The sequence below is a fragment of the Ruegeria atlantica genome (genome assembly GCF_013032505.1).
In the GTDB taxonomy this organism is placed as follows: domain Bacteria; phylum Pseudomonadota; class Alphaproteobacteria; order Rhodobacterales; family Rhodobacteraceae; genus Ruegeria; species Ruegeria atlantica_F.
Genome location: NZ_WQCG01000001.1, coordinates 1,108,083 through 1,123,251, shown reverse-complemented (window position 1 = coordinate 1,123,251; position 15,169 = coordinate 1,108,083). Strand labels below are relative to the sequence as shown.

General features: G+C 55.8%; 20 protein-coding genes and 3 tRNA genes. 10 read left to right on the top strand and 13 right to left on the bottom strand.

The features are described from left to right. Positions 1–4 precede the first annotated feature (4 nt). Both GOW92_RS05480 and GOW92_RS05475 read left to right on the top strand, forming a co-directional pair. Positions 5–1,252 carry a D-arabinono-1,4-lactone oxidase gene (locus GOW92_RS05480; protein WP_170558654.1) on the top strand — a complete coding sequence of 416 codons (1,248 nt, stop codon included), beginning with the start codon at positions 5–7 and terminating at the stop codon, positions 1,250–1,252. 11 nt (positions 1,253–1,263) lie between these two features. Next, complete coding sequence (locus tag GOW92_RS05475; protein WP_170558652.1) at positions 1,264–2,370, top strand: alanine racemase; 1,107 nt, start codon at positions 1,264–1,266, stop codon at positions 2,368–2,370. 146 nt (positions 2,371–2,516) lie between these two features. On the opposite strand, the gene GOW92_RS05470 is transcribed toward GOW92_RS05475, so the two are convergent. Next, a tRNA-Tyr gene (locus GOW92_RS05470) sits at positions 2,517–2,600 on the bottom strand. Between the two features lie 116 nt (positions 2,601–2,716). On the opposite strand from GOW92_RS05470, the gene rlmB reads away from it, so the two are divergent. The 4 genes from rlmB to GOW92_RS05450 all read left to right on the top strand — a co-directional run bounded on the left by rlmB (position 2,717) and on the right by GOW92_RS05450 (position 5,011). Continuing rightward, positions 2,717–3,487, top strand: a complete 771-nt coding sequence (rlmB, locus tag GOW92_RS05465) for a 23S rRNA (guanosine(2251)-2'-O)-methyltransferase RlmB (RefSeq protein WP_170558650.1) — start codon at positions 2,717–2,719, stop codon at positions 3,485–3,487. Further along, complete coding sequence (locus GOW92_RS05460) at positions 3,471–3,785, top strand: hypothetical protein (protein WP_170559372.1); 315 nt, start codon at positions 3,471–3,473, stop codon at positions 3,783–3,785. Before rlmB ends, GOW92_RS05460 begins: the two co-directional genes overlap by 17 nt. Before the next feature lie 104 nt (positions 3,786–3,889). Then, positions 3,890–4,342, top strand: coding sequence for a YHS domain-containing (seleno)protein (locus tag GOW92_RS05455; protein ID WP_254452901.1), 453 nt, complete (start codon positions 3,890–3,892; stop codon positions 4,340–4,342). Positions 4,343–4,540: 198 nt separating this feature from the next. Then, complete coding sequence (locus tag GOW92_RS05450) at positions 4,541–5,011, top strand: CoA-binding protein (protein WP_170558648.1); 471 nt, start codon at positions 4,541–4,543, stop codon at positions 5,009–5,011. A gap of 3 nt (positions 5,012–5,014) precedes the next feature. Here the strand turns inward: GOW92_RS05450 and GOW92_RS05445 are convergent, their stop codons facing one another. The 4 genes from GOW92_RS05445 to GOW92_RS05430 all read right to left on the bottom strand — a co-directional run bounded on the left by GOW92_RS05445 (position 5,015) and on the right by GOW92_RS05430 (position 9,007). Then, the gene (locus tag GOW92_RS05445; protein ID WP_170558646.1) at positions 5,015–5,590 is read right to left on the bottom strand and encodes a hypothetical protein; all 576 of its coding nucleotides are present in this window, start codon (positions 5,588–5,590) and stop codon (positions 5,015–5,017) included. A 72-nt stretch (positions 5,591–5,662) separates the two neighbouring features. Then, positions 5,663–5,980 carry a phosphoribosyl-ATP diphosphatase gene (locus tag GOW92_RS05440; RefSeq protein WP_170558644.1) on the bottom strand — a complete coding sequence of 106 codons (318 nt, stop codon included), beginning with the start codon at positions 5,978–5,980 and terminating at the stop codon, positions 5,663–5,665. Further along, positions 5,977–6,738, bottom strand: a complete 762-nt coding sequence (gene hisF / locus GOW92_RS05435; RefSeq protein ID WP_170558642.1) for an imidazole glycerol phosphate synthase subunit HisF — start codon at positions 6,736–6,738, stop codon at positions 5,977–5,979. The genes GOW92_RS05440 and hisF overlap by 4 nt, the downstream gene beginning before the upstream one ends. Positions 6,739–6,853: 115 nt before the next feature. Next, positions 6,854–9,007, bottom strand: coding sequence for a spermidine synthase (locus tag GOW92_RS05430; protein WP_368040251.1), 2,154 nt, complete (start codon positions 9,005–9,007; stop codon positions 6,854–6,856). Positions 9,008–9,319: 312 nt separating this feature from the next. On the opposite strand from GOW92_RS05430, the gene GOW92_RS05425 reads away from it, so the two are divergent. Further along, entirely contained in the window at positions 9,320–9,766 is a 447-nt protein-coding gene (locus GOW92_RS05425) for a DUF302 domain-containing protein (RefSeq protein ID WP_254452900.1), read from the top strand. Here GOW92_RS05425 and hisA read toward each other — a convergent pair whose 3' ends face one another. After that, the gene (gene hisA, locus GOW92_RS05420; protein WP_170558640.1) at positions 9,767–10,486 is read right to left on the bottom strand and encodes a 1-(5-phosphoribosyl)-5-[(5-phosphoribosylamino)methylideneamino]imidazole-4-carboxamide isomerase; all 720 of its coding nucleotides are present in this window, start codon (positions 10,484–10,486) and stop codon (positions 9,767–9,769) included. It lies immediately after the preceding gene. Between the two features lie 134 nt (positions 10,487–10,620). Between hisA and GOW92_RS05415 the strand changes: the two genes are divergently transcribed. After that, positions 10,621–11,022: a DUF2147 domain-containing protein gene (locus GOW92_RS05415; RefSeq protein WP_170558638.1), complete on the top strand. Its 402-nt coding sequence runs from the start codon at positions 10,621–10,623 to the stop codon at positions 11,020–11,022. Between the two features lie 4 nt (positions 11,023–11,026). Here the strand turns inward: GOW92_RS05415 and hisH are convergent, their stop codons facing one another. Both hisH and hisB read right to left on the bottom strand, forming a co-directional pair. After that, entirely contained in the window at positions 11,027–11,665 is a 639-nt protein-coding gene (gene hisH / locus GOW92_RS05410) for an imidazole glycerol phosphate synthase subunit HisH (RefSeq protein WP_170558637.1), read from the bottom strand. Next, entirely contained in the window at positions 11,666–12,253 is a 588-nt protein-coding gene (hisB, locus tag GOW92_RS05405) for an imidazoleglycerol-phosphate dehydratase HisB (RefSeq protein WP_170558635.1), read from the bottom strand. Between the two features lie 153 nt (positions 12,254–12,406). On the opposite strand from hisB, the gene GOW92_RS05400 reads away from it, so the two are divergent. Next, a complete protein-coding gene (locus GOW92_RS05400) occupies positions 12,407–12,646 on the top strand; it encodes an Lrp/AsnC family transcriptional regulator (protein WP_170558633.1) in 240 nt (79 codons plus the stop codon). A gap of 1 nt (position 12,647) precedes the next feature. On the opposite strand, the gene GOW92_RS05395 is transcribed toward GOW92_RS05400, so the two are convergent. From GOW92_RS05395 to GOW92_RS05380, 4 genes are all read right to left on the bottom strand, one after another. Next, complete coding sequence (locus GOW92_RS05395; RefSeq protein ID WP_170558631.1) at positions 12,648–13,250, bottom strand: hypothetical protein; 603 nt, start codon at positions 13,248–13,250, stop codon at positions 12,648–12,650. Positions 13,251–13,289: 39 nt separating this feature from the next. After that, complete coding sequence (locus GOW92_RS05390) at positions 13,290–14,156, bottom strand: GNAT family N-acetyltransferase (RefSeq protein WP_170558629.1); 867 nt, start codon at positions 14,154–14,156, stop codon at positions 13,290–13,292. A gap of 86 nt (positions 14,157–14,242) precedes the next feature. Next, positions 14,243–14,317, bottom strand: a tRNA-Gly gene (locus GOW92_RS05385). A gap of 35 nt (positions 14,318–14,352) precedes the next feature. Beyond that, positions 14,353–14,427, bottom strand: a tRNA-Gly gene (locus GOW92_RS05380). Between the two features lie 149 nt (positions 14,428–14,576). Between GOW92_RS05380 and GOW92_RS05375 the strand changes: the two genes are divergently transcribed. Continuing rightward, positions 14,577–14,729 (top strand): hypothetical protein, encoded by a 153-nt coding sequence (locus GOW92_RS05375; protein WP_170558627.1) that lies wholly within the window; start codon positions 14,577–14,579, stop codon positions 14,727–14,729. 16 nt (positions 14,730–14,745) lie between these two features. Here GOW92_RS05375 and GOW92_RS05370 read toward each other — a convergent pair whose 3' ends face one another. Continuing rightward, entirely contained in the window at positions 14,746–15,129 is a 384-nt protein-coding gene (locus tag GOW92_RS05370) for an MAPEG family protein (RefSeq protein WP_170558625.1), read from the bottom strand. Between the last annotated feature and the right edge of the window lie 40 nt (positions 15,130–15,169).

Sequence of the window (15,169 nt, the reverse complement as noted above, 5' to 3'; positions counted from 1 at the left end):
TTTTATGTGGACCAACTGGGCTGGAAACCAGCGCACGGATACGCCATTAGCGTGCCCGACGTCGATTGCTGATCTGCAAAAAGAGATTGCGCAGCCCCAAAGCCTGAGGATCTTGGGGGCAGGGCACTCCTTTACGCCAATCGTAGCTGGTGGTGACCGGATTCTGGACTTGTCGGGATTGGACCTGCCAATACTTGGGGCTGCCGAACAGGACCGGGTGTGGGTTAACGCCAACGCGCGGTTGCGGGATCTGTCACCGGCGCTGGCGGACAAAAGGCTGGCGTTTCGAAACCTTGGGGATATCAACACCCAATCGCTGGCGGGTGCAGCGTCGACCGCGACGCATGGGACCGGGCGGGACTTGCCATGCCTAGCGGCAGAAATCACCGCAGCCCGGATGATCGGAGCAAGCGGAGATATCCTGACCACGGATGATATCCCGCTTGAGATGGCGCAGGTCAGTATGGGGATGTTGGGCGTCCTGACCGAGGCGCAAATTTCGGTCGTTTCGAAATACAATCTGCGACGACAGGTCGGGCTTGCCTCGGTCGAAGAAACTCTGGCCACAATGCACCAGAAATGGGCGGAGAACCGGAATTTCGAGTTCTTCTACATCCCCTTTACCGGAAAAACTGTCGAGCTTCGTCATGCCATCACTGATGCAGCCGAAAGCAAAGCGCCGCGAGATTTGGATATGATCGCAGTAAAGGTGCTGAAACTCGCGCGCAGCGCCGGGCGGATCAGCGCGGGTTTGCGTCGTGCATTGCTCAAGATGCTAACGATGGCGCAGTCAAATGAGGATTATGTTGGTGAAAGCTGGCGGGTTCTGTGTAGCGACCGGCATATTCCATTCAAGGAAATGGAATACCACTTGCCGCCCGAAGTTGCGGGGGATGTTCTGCAAGAGGTTCTGACGCGCCTGCATCGCGACCATAAAGATGTCTACTTTCCGATCGAGGTGCGCCAGACCGCTGGTGACACGGCGTGTCTGTCTCCGTTTCAGGGCGGGCCACGCATTTCAGTCGCCATTCACACAGACGCGGCCGAAGACCATAAACGGTACTTCGAAGCCATTGAACCCCTGTTTGTCGAAGCAGGTGGGCGCCCCCATTGGGGCAAGATGCACAACCTGTCCTATAAGGACCTGTCGTTGATGTACCCAGATTTTGATAGGTTTTGTGCATTGCGCGAACAGCTTGACCCGCAAGGTAAGTTTCTGACCCCTGCGCTAGCCCGGCTGTTTCAACCATGAACACGGCGGTCTTGAAACGACTTTCGGAGACACTGCGTTCATACGGCGTCGACAAACCAATTGTCGTGGTGGATTTGGATGTGCTGGACGCCAATTGTGCGGTGGCGGACAAGGTTGCCGATGCCGGGTTGGCCCGCAGGCTGGTCGCCAAGTCTCTGCCTTGTCTGCCCTTGCTCAACTACATTCGCGAGCGCATTCCGACCTCTGGCCTGATGACGTTTTCCGAGCCGATGCTGCAAGCGCTTTTGACGGCAGAGCCAAATACGGATCATCTGGTAGGGAAGCCCTTTCAGGTCAGTTCTGCGGCAAGGATTTTATCTACCAATCCCGACGCGGCAAGGCGCGTACAATGGTTGATCGACACTCCGGTTCGGCTTGGGGAGTATCTGAAGCTGGCATCAGATCGCCAGATGCCATTGCGATTGTCGCTGGAACTGGATGTTGGTCTTCACCGAGGCGGTGTAAACGCTCAATCCGTGCCCGAGCTTGCCCAACGGATTGCGGCGCACCCCTATGGGCATTTGGCCGGTGTCATGGGTTATGAGGCGCATCTGGCGAAACTGCCTGGCATTTTGCGCAGCCGCGCAGCGAGAGCCAGCGCAAATGCGTTCAACGCGGCCGTCGCCGCATTGCCACGTTTCGGGGACGGATTGTGTCTGAACACAGGCGGCAGCCTGACTTTCCAGTCTTACCTCACCAAAGGTACCGCGAATGAGGTCGCATTCGGCTCGGTCTTGGTAAAGCCTAGCGACTTTGATCACGCCACGACGCGCGCTTTTGAACCGGCCGCATTTATTGCGACGCCGGTTCTCAAGGTCATGCCGGGTAACGCATTGCCGGGTCTTGAGTTTTTGCCCAGACAAAAAACGGATATTGCGGTTTTTGGCGGCCACTTCCTTGGCCAACCGGTGTTCCCGAGGGAATTTGGGTATTCAACGGTTTTCGGTCGTTCCAGCAATCAAGAAGTATGGACCGGACCGCGCGCGGCCAATGTGTCACCGGGCGACATAGCGCTGCTGCGGCCCAGTCAAAGTGAGGCCGTGCTGAATCAGTTTGGCAGCATTCTTGCCGTTCGCGACGGGCAGGTGATTGAGGAATGGCAATGCCTGCCCAACTAGGCCGCGCATCCAAAAACAACGCTTCGGCGGTGCGTCTCTGGGTCACTGCGCCGGGAGAATGTCAACAAAATGCAACAAATAGGCTCGATCAAAGGCTGATGCGCGCAAAAGGTCTTTGATTGCTTGGTTCGTGTATGTTTGGAAAGTGGTGGGCGACCCTGGAATCGAACCAGGCGTGCGTCTCCGCGAGGGAGTTACAGTCCCCTGCCACACCTTGCGGCCTGTCGCCCACTGTCAGGCGTTGCACCTGACGTGGAGGCGTGATTACTAGCGCCTTGAAGGAGCGTCAACAGGAAAATTTGGCTTTGACGCAGGAAACCGAATTCCCGGCCCGGAGGCCCAAGAAATGAAGAAACCCAAGTGGGTCGTTGAAAAAGAACAGGCGCGCAAAGCTGCGGCGTCCGAAACTGTTTGGCTGTTCGGATTGCACGCCGTTCGCGATGCTTTGATGAACCCGAACCGGCAGAAACTGAAACTGATCGTGACGCGGAACGCGCGGGACAAACTGGCAGAAGCGATTGAATTTGCAGGGATTGAGGCCGAAATGGTCGACCCGCGCAAGTTCACCGCGCCCATTGACCCCGGTTCGGTTCATCAGGGGGCTGCGCTTGAGGTCAAGCCGCTGGATTGGGGCGGGTTGGCCGAAAACTGCATCGGGCGTGAACATCCGAGAGTCATTTTGTTGGACCGCGTGACTGACCCGCACAACGTCGGGGCGATTCTACGTTCAGCCGAAGTGCTTGGGGCCAGCGCCGTGATCGGTACGCGGCACCACTCGGCCCCGGAAACAGGAGCGCTGGCCAAAACCGCCAGCGGCGCGTTAGAGCGTCAGCCATATCTGCGCGTGCGCAACTTGGCTGATGCGATCGTTGAGTTGCAGAATATGGGATTCTTGGTGTTGGGCCTGGATGGCGAGGCGGAGGACACGATCGAAACTGCGCTGGGTGGCAAACTTGATCAACCTGTTGCGCTGGTGCTGGGGGCCGAAGGGCCTGGTCTGAGGCAAAAGACCAAAGAAACCGTTAACCAGCTGGTGAAAATCGACGCAGCCGGTGGGTTTGGTTCTCTCAACGTCTCAAATGCTGCCGCAATTGCCTTATATGCTTCAAGGCATTGATGGAGAGGAGAGAGCCATTTCAAGCCCGACTAAAATCGCCACGTGCTGTTATTGCGGAACGCGCGCTGCGTTGGTTCTGAAGGGGAAGCAACGCCATGAACTCAGCTGCTCTAGCTGTGGGGCCCCTTTGCATGACCTCAAGATGGTTCCCAAGCGCAAGCTGAACAGCGACAAACCAAAGCGTGACAGCTACAAAACGGCCACCGCATACCAGAACAAAAAGAAAAAGAAGAAAAAGGGGATCTTCGCACGCGTCATTGATGAGGCCTGGGATGTGGTAGAGGATATCTTTGACTAGTGCGGGGTAAAGCGACACGCGCGTTCACAACCGCGTTAATAGGGGTGTTACGCGCGACAAAAGATTGCATTTTGATAGCCTGAATTTGTAACCCTGAACATGTGATGACAATCAAACGTTTCATACTTGGCGCGATCGCCGCCCTCGCCATTCTTCCTGCCGCTCACGCACAGGACTTACCCGTCTTTTACGAGGCGGACGGTGCTGTCATGGCTGGATATGACCCGGTCTCGTATTTTCTGGAGGAGACACCAGTACTGGGATTGCCTGAGTACTCCGTGATCTGGAAGGGGGCCGAGTGGCATTTTGCCTCGGCCGAGAATCGTGATCTGTTTGAAAGCAATCCCCGCGCCTTTTCTCCTCAGTTCGGGGGTTACTGCGCTTACGCTATGGCGCAAGGTATTTTGAAAAGCACAGATCCGATGCTTTGGGATATGGTAGAGGGTCGACTGTATCTGACCCATTCCCCAGAGATTGAGCAACTGTGGCGCGGAGATCGCGCAGAGTACATTCATATGGCTGAGGAAAACTGGCCAGTTGTGTTGTATCAAGACTAAGCGGATTGCCGCTTTTTTTGGTCTGTCATCACAAAAATGATACTCGCCTCTTTTTTTCTCCGAACTTATGCCTAAATGTCACAGTGACCGCGGAACGGAACTGCCGCGGGTCATTTCACTGTCCCTCGTTCCAACAACTGGCGCTCAGGTTCGACCTGGGCGCTTTTTTCTTTTTCAGACGACGTTTAGGGTGGCCGCATGACGGATTATTCAGACTCATTCCTGAAAGACATCCTGCGCCGGACCAAAGTTGTTGCTGTCGTCGGCGTTTCGATGAATCCTGTTCGGCCTAGCTATTACGTTGCGCGATATCTCTCGCTCAAGGGGTACACGGTTATCCCTGTGAACCCGGGCCATGCGGGCAAGGTGCTTTTTGGTCAGACCGTACGTGCGTCATTGTCTGAGATCACCCAGTCGGTTGATATGGTCGACATCTTTCGCCGGTCCGAGGCCGTTCCGCCAATTGTCGATGAAGCCCTGTCTGCCTTTGCCGGCCTGCGCACGATTTGGATGCAGATTGGCGTTGAACACCAAGAAGCCGCAGCAAAAGCACAGACGCGCGGCGTGGATGTGGTGATGAACCGCTGCCCGAAGATCGAATATCAGCGGCTGTTTGGTGAGCTGAGGATGGGTGGATTCGCAACCGGTGTGATCTCATCCAAGCTGTGACGGCTAGCCGCTGACATAGGGCAGCAATGCCCCGTACTGTTCCTGCCGGCGCTTCTCCAGCACAACGTTTCGGGGCACCCAGTCATATCTGGTGTCTTCCACCAGGGGCGACCAGAACAGCACGCCGCCATATCGCCATGGATCCAGCACCACGCCGTCATACATCGTCTCGCCTTTGCGGCTGATAATTGCGGTGCTGTGGTCGATTCTGAACTGGTTGTCCGCGTTGGCTATTGCACGGTGCAATTCCAATGTCCGGAAGTTCTCTTGCTTCAGTCGACGTTCGATATCCTCTGCCCAATGCCAGCACAGCCCGCGCGGTCGCAGACCTTTGTTGACCTTGGCATTGTGAATCAGCGGAGGGTCGGTGATTTCATATTCCTGTACCAGTTGCGCGGTATAGGAATAGGCTATGCGGGCTGCTCGGTCGGCCTCTTCGGGGTCTATATCCGGACCAAGGTTTCGGATTTCCGTTGCCAACCTTTGGACCTCATCACCTGTCGTGCGCGGCGGTGCCGAACACGCGGCAATCATCACAAGCGAAAGCAAAGCCATTAAACTGGCAAAAGCTCTGGTCATTCCCGCGCCCCTCGGTCGGTCCCACATTGATCCCTGACTATATAGGGCGGGGCGGCAGGACGGAACCCGCCCTTAGGTCTTGGGGCGTGATGCTTTTTCTGCGATGCCACTTGTGCCTTGGCGTCGGGCGATTTCGGCCAGTACGTCGTCCAGTGCAACGTCTCGCGCTGCCAGCATGACCAGCAAGTGATAGAGGACATCTGCCGCCTCGGCCGTCAGCTTGTCTTTGTCGCCTTTAACGGCTTCGATGATGGCCTCAACGGCTTCCTCGCCGAATTTTTCGGCGCATTTCTCCGGACCTTTGGCCAGCAGCTTTGCGGTCCAGCTGGAATCAGGTGCCGCATCTTTGCGGGTCTCGATCGTAGCGGCCAGTTCGTGCAGGATGCTCATGTCAACCTCATGGGGATACCAGCCGCTGCCATGTGTTCCTTGGCTTCGCGAATGGTGTATTCGCCGAAATGAAAGATCGAAGCGGCCAGCACGGCACTGGCCCCGCCTTCCGTCACACCTTCGACCAGATGGTTTAGGTTGCCTACACCGCCGGAGGCGATCACCGGCACGTCCACCGCGTCCGAGATTGCGCGGGTCAGGGGCAGGTTGAACCCGGCTTTGGTGCCGTCGCGGTCCATCGAGGTTAACAGGATTTCTCCAGCGCCTTTGGCGACGACAGTTTTGGCGAACTCAACCGCGTCGATGCCTGTTGGCTTGCGGCCGCCATGGGTGAAGATCTCCCACTTGCCAGGGCTCGTTGTTTTTGCGTCGATGGCACACACAATACACTGGCTGCCGAACTGATCGGCAGCTTCTGCGATGACATCCGGGTTGGCGACTGCGGCCGAATTGAAGCTGACCTTGTCGGCACCCGCCAGCAACAGCGCACGCACGTCGTCTTTGGTGCGGACACCTCCGCCGACCGTCAGAGGAACAAAGCACTGTTCTGCCGTGCGCTGAACCACATCGAACATGGTGCCACGATTTTCATGAGTGGCATGAATGTCCAGAAAACAGATCTCATCCGCGCCTGCCGCATCATAGGCTTTGGCTGATTCCACAGGATCGCCTGCGTCACGCAGGCCAACGAAGTTGACACCTTTGACAACGCGTCCATCGGCGACATCCAGACAGGGAATGATACGAGTTTTTAGCATGCCAGCGTCCTTTGTTGACGCACCTGTATCGGCAAAACCCCGCCGTTTCCAGTGGCGTTGGGACACCTTTCGGAAATCGGCGGGGTAAATCACTGGCTGAGATACAGCGCCGGTTCTACTGCTGTTTGTCTTTAAGCAATCTGAGCGCGGACAGTAGGTTGGCCTTGTCATCCGTCCACGGCTCACCCCCATCCGAAACCACGGGCTGCCATTTGCCGTTCTGGACAAAACTGTCGATCCTAGCTTGTTCTGGGCTAACGATCACAACGTGCGATTTATGTGCGCCAATTTCTTGGCTACCCGTTTCGATTTGATGAAACTGGTGTGCCATATGAAGACCAAGCTTGTCCGTAATCCGCGCAAGTGGGTCGAGCAGATCGTAGTAGCGGTTGGTAATGTGGAAGACCAGAATACCGTCGTCAGCCAGTCGTTCTGTGTACATCTGCACTGCTTCTTCTGTTGTCAGGTGCAAAGGGATCGCGTCAGAACTATATGCGTCCAGGACCAGAATATCGAAGGAATAGTCTGTCTGAGCCAGAACGATGCGCGCGTCACCAAGATGCGTTGGCGAATTCGGCGCGCATTCTGAGATATAGGTGAAAAGGGATGGGTCGCGTGCCACCTGATTGACCAAGGCATCGATTTCAAAGAATGCCCATTCCTGAGTTGGAAGCTTGTAGCAGGACAGAGCGCCGACCCCGAGGCCGACAATGCCAATGCTGTCGGCTTGGCGCCCGAATTCAGACGTTATGACCTGAGCCATTGGCCCATTGGGGTAGTAGTAAGACTTAGGCGTAGGTTTCTTGCCAAAGTCCGATTCCAACTGCAAACCGTGCAGCGTAGTTCCGTTTCGGTAAACTCTGAGACCCGCTTTCGAGTACACACCGTGGGTTCCAAAAAAGCTTCGATCTTGAAGTAGCGCGCCCTTTTGCGGCCAAAGAACCGGCAACATGAGTGCTGCGACAACGGCGATGATGCGTGCAGGTTGATTGCGGAACAGGATTAATGCGGTCAGCAGCATCGCGGATGCAACAACCGCGCGCAAAGCGCCCTTTCCAAGTGGCTCTATTCCATCAATCATACCGAAGGCGAAAAGGATCGGGTAGCTGACGATCAGACCAAATGCCAGGTTCCTGGGGGTAACTGCGCCTTGTCCGATCAAGAGCAATCCAGCAGCCAAAATAAATGTCAGGTGCGCCTCGACTTCCTGGGCAAACACCAACGGGGCGAGAATGGAATTGAACAATCCGCCGAATGCACCGCCCACCGACAATGCGATGTAAAACACTGTTAATTGCTCTGCCGCAGGTCTCATTTCGTATAGCAATCTGTGCGCAAAGAGGGCGATTACAAAAAGAACCGGAACATACAGCAAAAATACGATCGGGGTTTTGTGATGGTCGATCAGATTGGACAAAAGGACTGCGCCAGTCGCCAGCGCCAAAATCATTGGAATGTGCAGGGATTTGACACTCAACCATTTCAGTTTTGCAAAGGCGAAAATGAAGGTCAGAAGGTAAGTCGCCAGAGGTACAACCCAAATCAATGGGATTGAACCCAGATCCGTGCTGGCTTTCGTGGTGAAAGAAAGCATCAGAGATGAAGGTACAAAGGCGATCACAATCCAGGTTGCGATCTGCTTCAGCTTTGGAGTGCTAATCGCGATATCGGTTGCGATTGGGGCATTGACGCTGCTTGATCCGCGGAGTGCAAACAGGCCGCTGATCGCCATCAGTCCGCCGAAGACGACAAACCCGATGGACCAAATATCACTGGTCGCACTCGCACCCAGCAGGGGGTCCGCAAGTAGTGGGAAGGCCAAAAGGGCCAGAAGTGACCCCACGTTGCTTGCGCTGTAGAGAAAATAGGGGTCGTCAGCCGAAGGTCCGCCGGACCGCGAATACCACGCTTGAAGCAAAGGCGCGTTCGCTGACAGAACCGCAAATGGTAGGCCAACGCCCACGGCAAACAATTTTAGGGTTTGCAGTGCAGTGGAGCTGGATGCGTCATAGCTCCAGCCATCGCTTATTGAGAGGGGCAGGTAGGTGAGTGCAGCCGCCCAAAGGGCCAGATGAGTAACCAACTGCCAGCGCAGGGGTATCCATTTCGTCAGCACGTGAGCGTAAATGTAGCCCACGATCAAAACCACCTGAAAAAAAAGCATCGCAGTCGTCCAAACCGCTGGCGCGCCACCGATTTGCGGCAAGACCAGCTTGGCAAACAGGGGCTGGACAAAAAACAACAAAGCAGCACTGACAAATACCGTCACGCAAAAACTAAATATGATTGCAATTCTGAACCAAGAATTGTTCGAATACTCTGTGCTCGCAATACTCACGGCGGAAATCCCTGCTCGAGGTCGTTGGCGAATTGCTACAGGCCAATTAAGACCAAGTTTAGGCTAAGCTAGGTAAAATATCTGTCAGAATGGGTTATTGTCCCTGAATGCGGAACGGTCCGTGCGAACGTCGAGCAGCGAATTTTCGGGTACGTGGCAACGCTCCGCTGATGCCGGAGTTGTGATTGTAAGATAGTGAAAAACTGAGACAATTTGTTTGGAAATCATAGAAGGAAACCCGATATGCGAAATCTGATACTGGCAACAATTTTGACTTTTGGAGGGGCGATGTCCGCAATGGCCGATGACATCATCAAGGTAAACACAAGTAAATCGGTACAAGAGGCGATGGACGCTCTGGAAGCGGCTGTCGGCAATGCGGGCGCGACTGTCTTTGCCCGCGTTGATCACGCGGCGGGTGCGGAAAAGGTTGGCATGAGCATCCCTGCAAACCAGGTACTGATCTTTGGCAACCCGGCACTGGGCACCCCCGCGATGCAGATAGATCCACGCGCGGGGCTTTTCCTCCCGCTCAAAGTGCAGGCATACGAAGACGCGAACGGACAGGTCTGGCTGGCCTACGAGGATCCCAAAGAGACGATGGACGAGTTTGACGAAGTCGAGAAGTCACCTGTCATAGAAAAGATGCGAGGTGCGCTTGCCAAACTGACTTCGGTCGCGGCCGAGTGATCAGCTTAGGGCGCGAATGGCCTGCGACAGGTCAATCGCGCCGTCATAAAGCGCCCGCCCCGAGATAGCGCCATCCAGCGCCACGCCGCAATCACGCAGGGCGATTAGATCATCCAAAGAACTGACCCCACCCGAGGCGATAACGGGGATGGACACAGCGCGGGCCAAATCCGCCGTTGCCTGTATGTTCGGGCCCTGCATCGCCCCGTCGCGGTTGATATCGGTATAGATGATGGCCGCAACGCCCGCGTCCTCGAAGCTGCGGGCCAGGTCGGTGACCTTGACGTTGGTTTCCTCGGCCCAGCCTTTAGTGGCGACCATCCCGTCGCGCGCGTCTATGCCGACGGCAACCTTGCCCGGAAAAGCCTTAGCGGCCTCGCGCACCAGATCGGGGTTTTCGACTGCTACGGTGCCGAGAATAACTCGCGCCAAGCCTTTTTCGATCCAGGTTTCGATCGTGGCCATATCACGTATCCCGCCACCAAGCTGCGCAGGTACATTGCATTCCTTCAGGATCGCCTCGACCGGGGCGGCGTTCACGGGTTCACCTGCGAATGCGCCATTCAGGTCGACCAAGTGCAGCCATTCACAGCCAGCGTCCACAAAGGCCCGTGCCTGCGCGGCAGGGTCATCGTTGAACACGGTCGCCTGGTCCATTTCACCGCGCAGCAGGCGTACGGCCTGGCCGTCTTTGAGGTCGATGGCGGGGTAGAGGATCATGTCAGGCGGCCCTATATCAAAACTGTTCGCGCGGGATATCGCACATGCGGGGCAGGGGATGCAACGCGACGCCAAGTCAATCTTGCCGGAATTGCCCAGCCGGGCCAGACTGAGCGGAAATAAGGGAGGAAATCATGAAGACATTTACACTCGCAGCTGGATTCGCTGTACTGGCCAGCGCTGCTTTTGCCGCTGATCCGGTTGACGGGCTTTGGAAGACCGAGCCGGGCGACACAGGGGGCTATCTGCATGTCTCGATCGCTGAATGTGGCAGCGCGATCTGTGGCACCATTGACACCGCTTTTGATAAAGACGGAAATGAGCAGTTGGAGTATGAAAACCTCGGCAAGCAGATCATCTGGGATATGGTGCCCGACGGCGGCGGCAACTATGGCGGCGGCAAGATCTGGGCCCCGGACCGCGACAAAACTTACAGTTCGAAAATGACACTGGACAGCCAGAACAAACTGACAGTCAAAGGTTGTGTCGCGGGCGGTCTGGTGTGCCGCGGGCAGGACTGGACGCGGGTTCAGTAACCGATCAGGGTTTCCAGGTCAGGAAATTTCCGATCATGCGCAGCCCGACTTCCTGACTCTTCTCAGGGTGAAACTGCATACCAACCATAGTGTCACGGCCGATCACGGCCGTGACTTCCTGCCCGTATTCCACATAGGCCAGCCGTTGCGACGGATCGCTGACCCGGAAATGGTAGGAGTGCACGAAATAGGCGTGGTCGCCCGTTCTTACGCCAGCAAAGACCGGATGATCGCTTTCCAGAACCAGATCGTTCCAGCCCATATGCGGCACTTTCAGTGCTTTGTCTGCCGGTTCGATCCGCACGACGTCACCCGCGACCCAACCCAGGCCGTCGGTTTCGGAGTATTCATGGCCTTTGGAGGCCATCAATTGCATACCCACGCAGATGCCTAGAAAGGGTCGGCCTTTCTGTTCGACCGCTTCAACCATTGCGTCATAGATACCTTTGTGGCCGCGCAACTCGGCTGCACAGGCCGGAAAAGCACCGTCACCGGGCAGAACCAGCCGGTCCGCACGTGCAACGACGTCGGCGTCAGAGGTCACGACAACCTCACCGGCATCCACCTCACGCGCCATGCGCTGAAACGCCTTTTCGGCCGAGTGCAGGTTGCCGCTTTCGTAGTCGATAATGGCCGTCAGCATTTACAGCGCGCCCTTCGTGGACGGAATCGCATCCGCTTTGCGCGGATCGGTTTCAACCGCCAGACGCAAAGCACGTGCGACGGCTTTAAACGCGGCCTCGGCAATGTGGTGACTGTTGAAGCCGTGTAGTTGGTCGATGTGCAGCGTGATGCCGCCATGCGTGCTGAGCGCTTGAAAAAACTCACGCACCAGTTCGGTATCGAAGCTGCCAATCTTAGGGGTCGGCAGGTCCACGTTCCAGATCAAGAACGGGCGACCCGACAGATCCAGCGCGCAGCGTACTTGCGCGTCATCCATGGGCAAGTGGCACTCGCCATAGCGACGGATGCCTTTCTTGTCGCCCAAGGCCTGCGTCAACGCCTGGCCCAGTGCAATGCCGGTATCTTCGACAGTGTGGTGGTCGTCGATATGATAATCGCCCTTGGCGCTAATCGTCATGTCGATCAGCGAATGGCGCGCAAGCTGGTCCAGCATGTGATCGAAGAACCCAACACCGGTCTGGTTGTCATAGGTGCCGGTCCCGTCAAGATTGACTTCGACCGTAATCTCGGTCTCGGCGGTCTGACGGCTGATCTTTGCGCTGCGCATGGGCGAATTCCTTTTGCTACAGGCGCGCTTATAGACGGGGTTTGACCGGCTTATCCAGTCCAACCGTTGCTTTCGCTGCAATCTGTTGCAGGGGATTGCACCCGGTGTCCTGCCATGCCAGCCTGCCGGAAACTCAATCAACAGGTCAAAATCATGTCCACCTGCGTTTTCATCCAGATCCGCTGCAAACCTGGCACCACCTACAAGGTCGCCGAAGAGATCGCGCTGCGCGAAATTCATTCCGAGCTGTATTCAACCAGCGGCGAATATGACCTGATGCTCAAGCTATACATCCCGGAAACGGACGATGTCGGCCATTTCATCAATGAAAACCTGCTGGTGATACCGAATATCGAACGGTCTTTAACTACCATGACCTTCAAGGCGTTCTGAGTCAGATCGACGCCTCGGACACCGAGCTTTGTGAAGAAGTACAGGCCAGAATCGCGCCATTGCGTGCTTGCTGATCAGTTGTTCCCGCCCGGAGCAACTGATGTACGCCAAACAACACCATCAGCGGAATGCCAAGTGAGATCAAATAATTGTCTCCGGCCAGGAGCGACCACACGATTGCGATTGCGCAGACAAACAGCAAAACGGCAGAATGCGCGCGTTTTTGTTTCGTTCCGCTGGTCTGATAGTTCAGAAAACCGTCCGTTCTGAACCGGGTTAAAATGGCACCCGTAAAAAACACACTGATCAGAACGAGAGTTGCGATGTTCCCGGTCAAAAGGGTTGCAGCGTTGCGGTAACCTAGCATGATCAAGCCTTCAATGACCGGCGTGATAGCCACCATGAAGACGTTGATCCCAAGTAAAATGGGCTGAGGGCGCAGCGTATTCCTGACATAGGTGACGCAAACCGAGGCGGCCAGAACCGTTCCGACCCACCCAGCCAATTGCAGATCGTCTGTGGCCCGAAACAAAAGCATGAAAGCTATGCCCGGCAGGTTCTCAAACATCTCAAGCAGCAATCGCTTTTGGGTGGTGCCGGGCATAGTTTGATTTCCTTTTAAAATGTCGCGCGCGGAACGCGCTTATCCCAATTCGAATGTCGTGATCCCATAAATTCGGTCCAGATCAATGTCCGGCGCATGGCTGGAGTACATGCGGCCGGTTTCGAATACTTTGGTCAACCCCAACTGTTGCGCCATTGCCATAGCGTGCGCATTGGGGTTTGGCATGTCGATGAACACCTCGGCCCCCGACTGATCGGCGGGAAGTGTCGACAGCAGCGACACCAAAAGGGTCTGAGCGATCTCAGGGCTATCTGCGAACAAAGGGCCGACCTTGTAACCACTCAGGCAACGGCGCAGCGTTGCATATCCCCTGATTTGACCGTCTTCCTCAAACACCCGAGAGGCGTGATTGGGCGCATCCAGCCATGCGTGAAGGAATGTGTCGCGCGGGGCAGGGAACAAGCCACGGTCATACTGCCTCAACTCATCCGTCAGGGCGTTCAGAGGGATGACCTGATCGTGCTGCGACCGGCCTAACTGACCCAGAATTCCGCCGACTGTGCCTGAGAAACGATAGTTGTCATAGGCCAGATCGAACCCGAATTTGCGGTAATTGTCCTGCTGCTCGACTACGCCGTCCATACCCATGTTCCGGTCCTGGCAATGCGATTTGACGGCCTCGGCAACCTGCAACCCATATCCCGATCCGCGATACTCGGGACGCACGATATAAAACCCTAAAAACGAGTAGTTATCATCGTAATTCACGGCCGAAGCCGATGCGATCATCTGCCCATCTAAAAATCCACCCTTAAACCCTTCGGGATCGGAACTGCGGAAACAAACAGCATCGTGCAGGCCGGGGTTCCAGCCTTCCTGACCAGCCCAATCGACGGCCGTTTGAACCTCGTCTTCTGTCAAAGCACGAATTACGTATTCTGGCATGGGCGCACCTCTGTCGTGACTGCGTGTAATCACGAGGATGCCGCAACGGCACCGAAAGAACCAGCATGTTCAGAGAGGTTTGTATCTGGAGCGGGCGAGGCGATTCGAACGCCCGACCCTAACCTTGGCAAGGTTATGCTCTACCCCTGAGCTACGCCCGCATCAGATACATATTTTCGACCTTTCGGTCTCTCAATGGAGCGGGCGAGGCGATTCGAACGCCCGACCCTAACCTTGGCAAGGTTATGCTCTACCCCTGAGCTACGCCCGCGCCGTTGAGTGAGGAGGGATGTATAAATTCCCACGCATGCCTGCAAGCGGAAAAAGCAAAAAAGAGGAAAATTCTTTGCGACGGAATTGTGCCTCTCAACCGTTCAAGAACCAAAGCATCCAAGAATAGAAACTGTGGAGGTGACATAAATGACGTATTTTAAGGACCTGAAGATGGCGGCTCTAGCGGCGATGATTTTGCTGGCGTCAACCATCGGAGACACGGATCAGAATCGTTTGGGCGAAGCGGAGCCTTTCTTTATGGAAGCGCCCCGAATCGAAACGCGGATTTTGGCGGGGTGATGACCCCGCCGCCCGCTCATAGTGCCATCAAAAGGCTGGATATTGCCGCAATTACCATCACCGCGAAGGTCAACAACATGCCGATCTGGCGCAGAATCACAATCTGCGGTTGGCGCCCGAACCCATAAGCGTGCAGCACCCGCCCGGCCAGAATACCAAGGCCCAATAGGTTGACCAGCCACGCACCGGCACCCTGAAGCTCGACCATGGCGATCAGCAGCAGTGCGAACGGCGCGTATTCGGCAAAGTTGGAATGGGTGCGCATTACTTTGAGCATGCCAGTGTTTCCACCATCACCGTATGAAATCTTGTCGCTGCGGCGTTGCAGGATGACCTGCACACTGAGCGTGACATAAAGAAGTGCCAGCAACGCGGCGTAGACAGGGGTGATGGACAGCATGGTCTGCTCCTTTCAAAAAAATAGGCCGCCCGGTTACCCG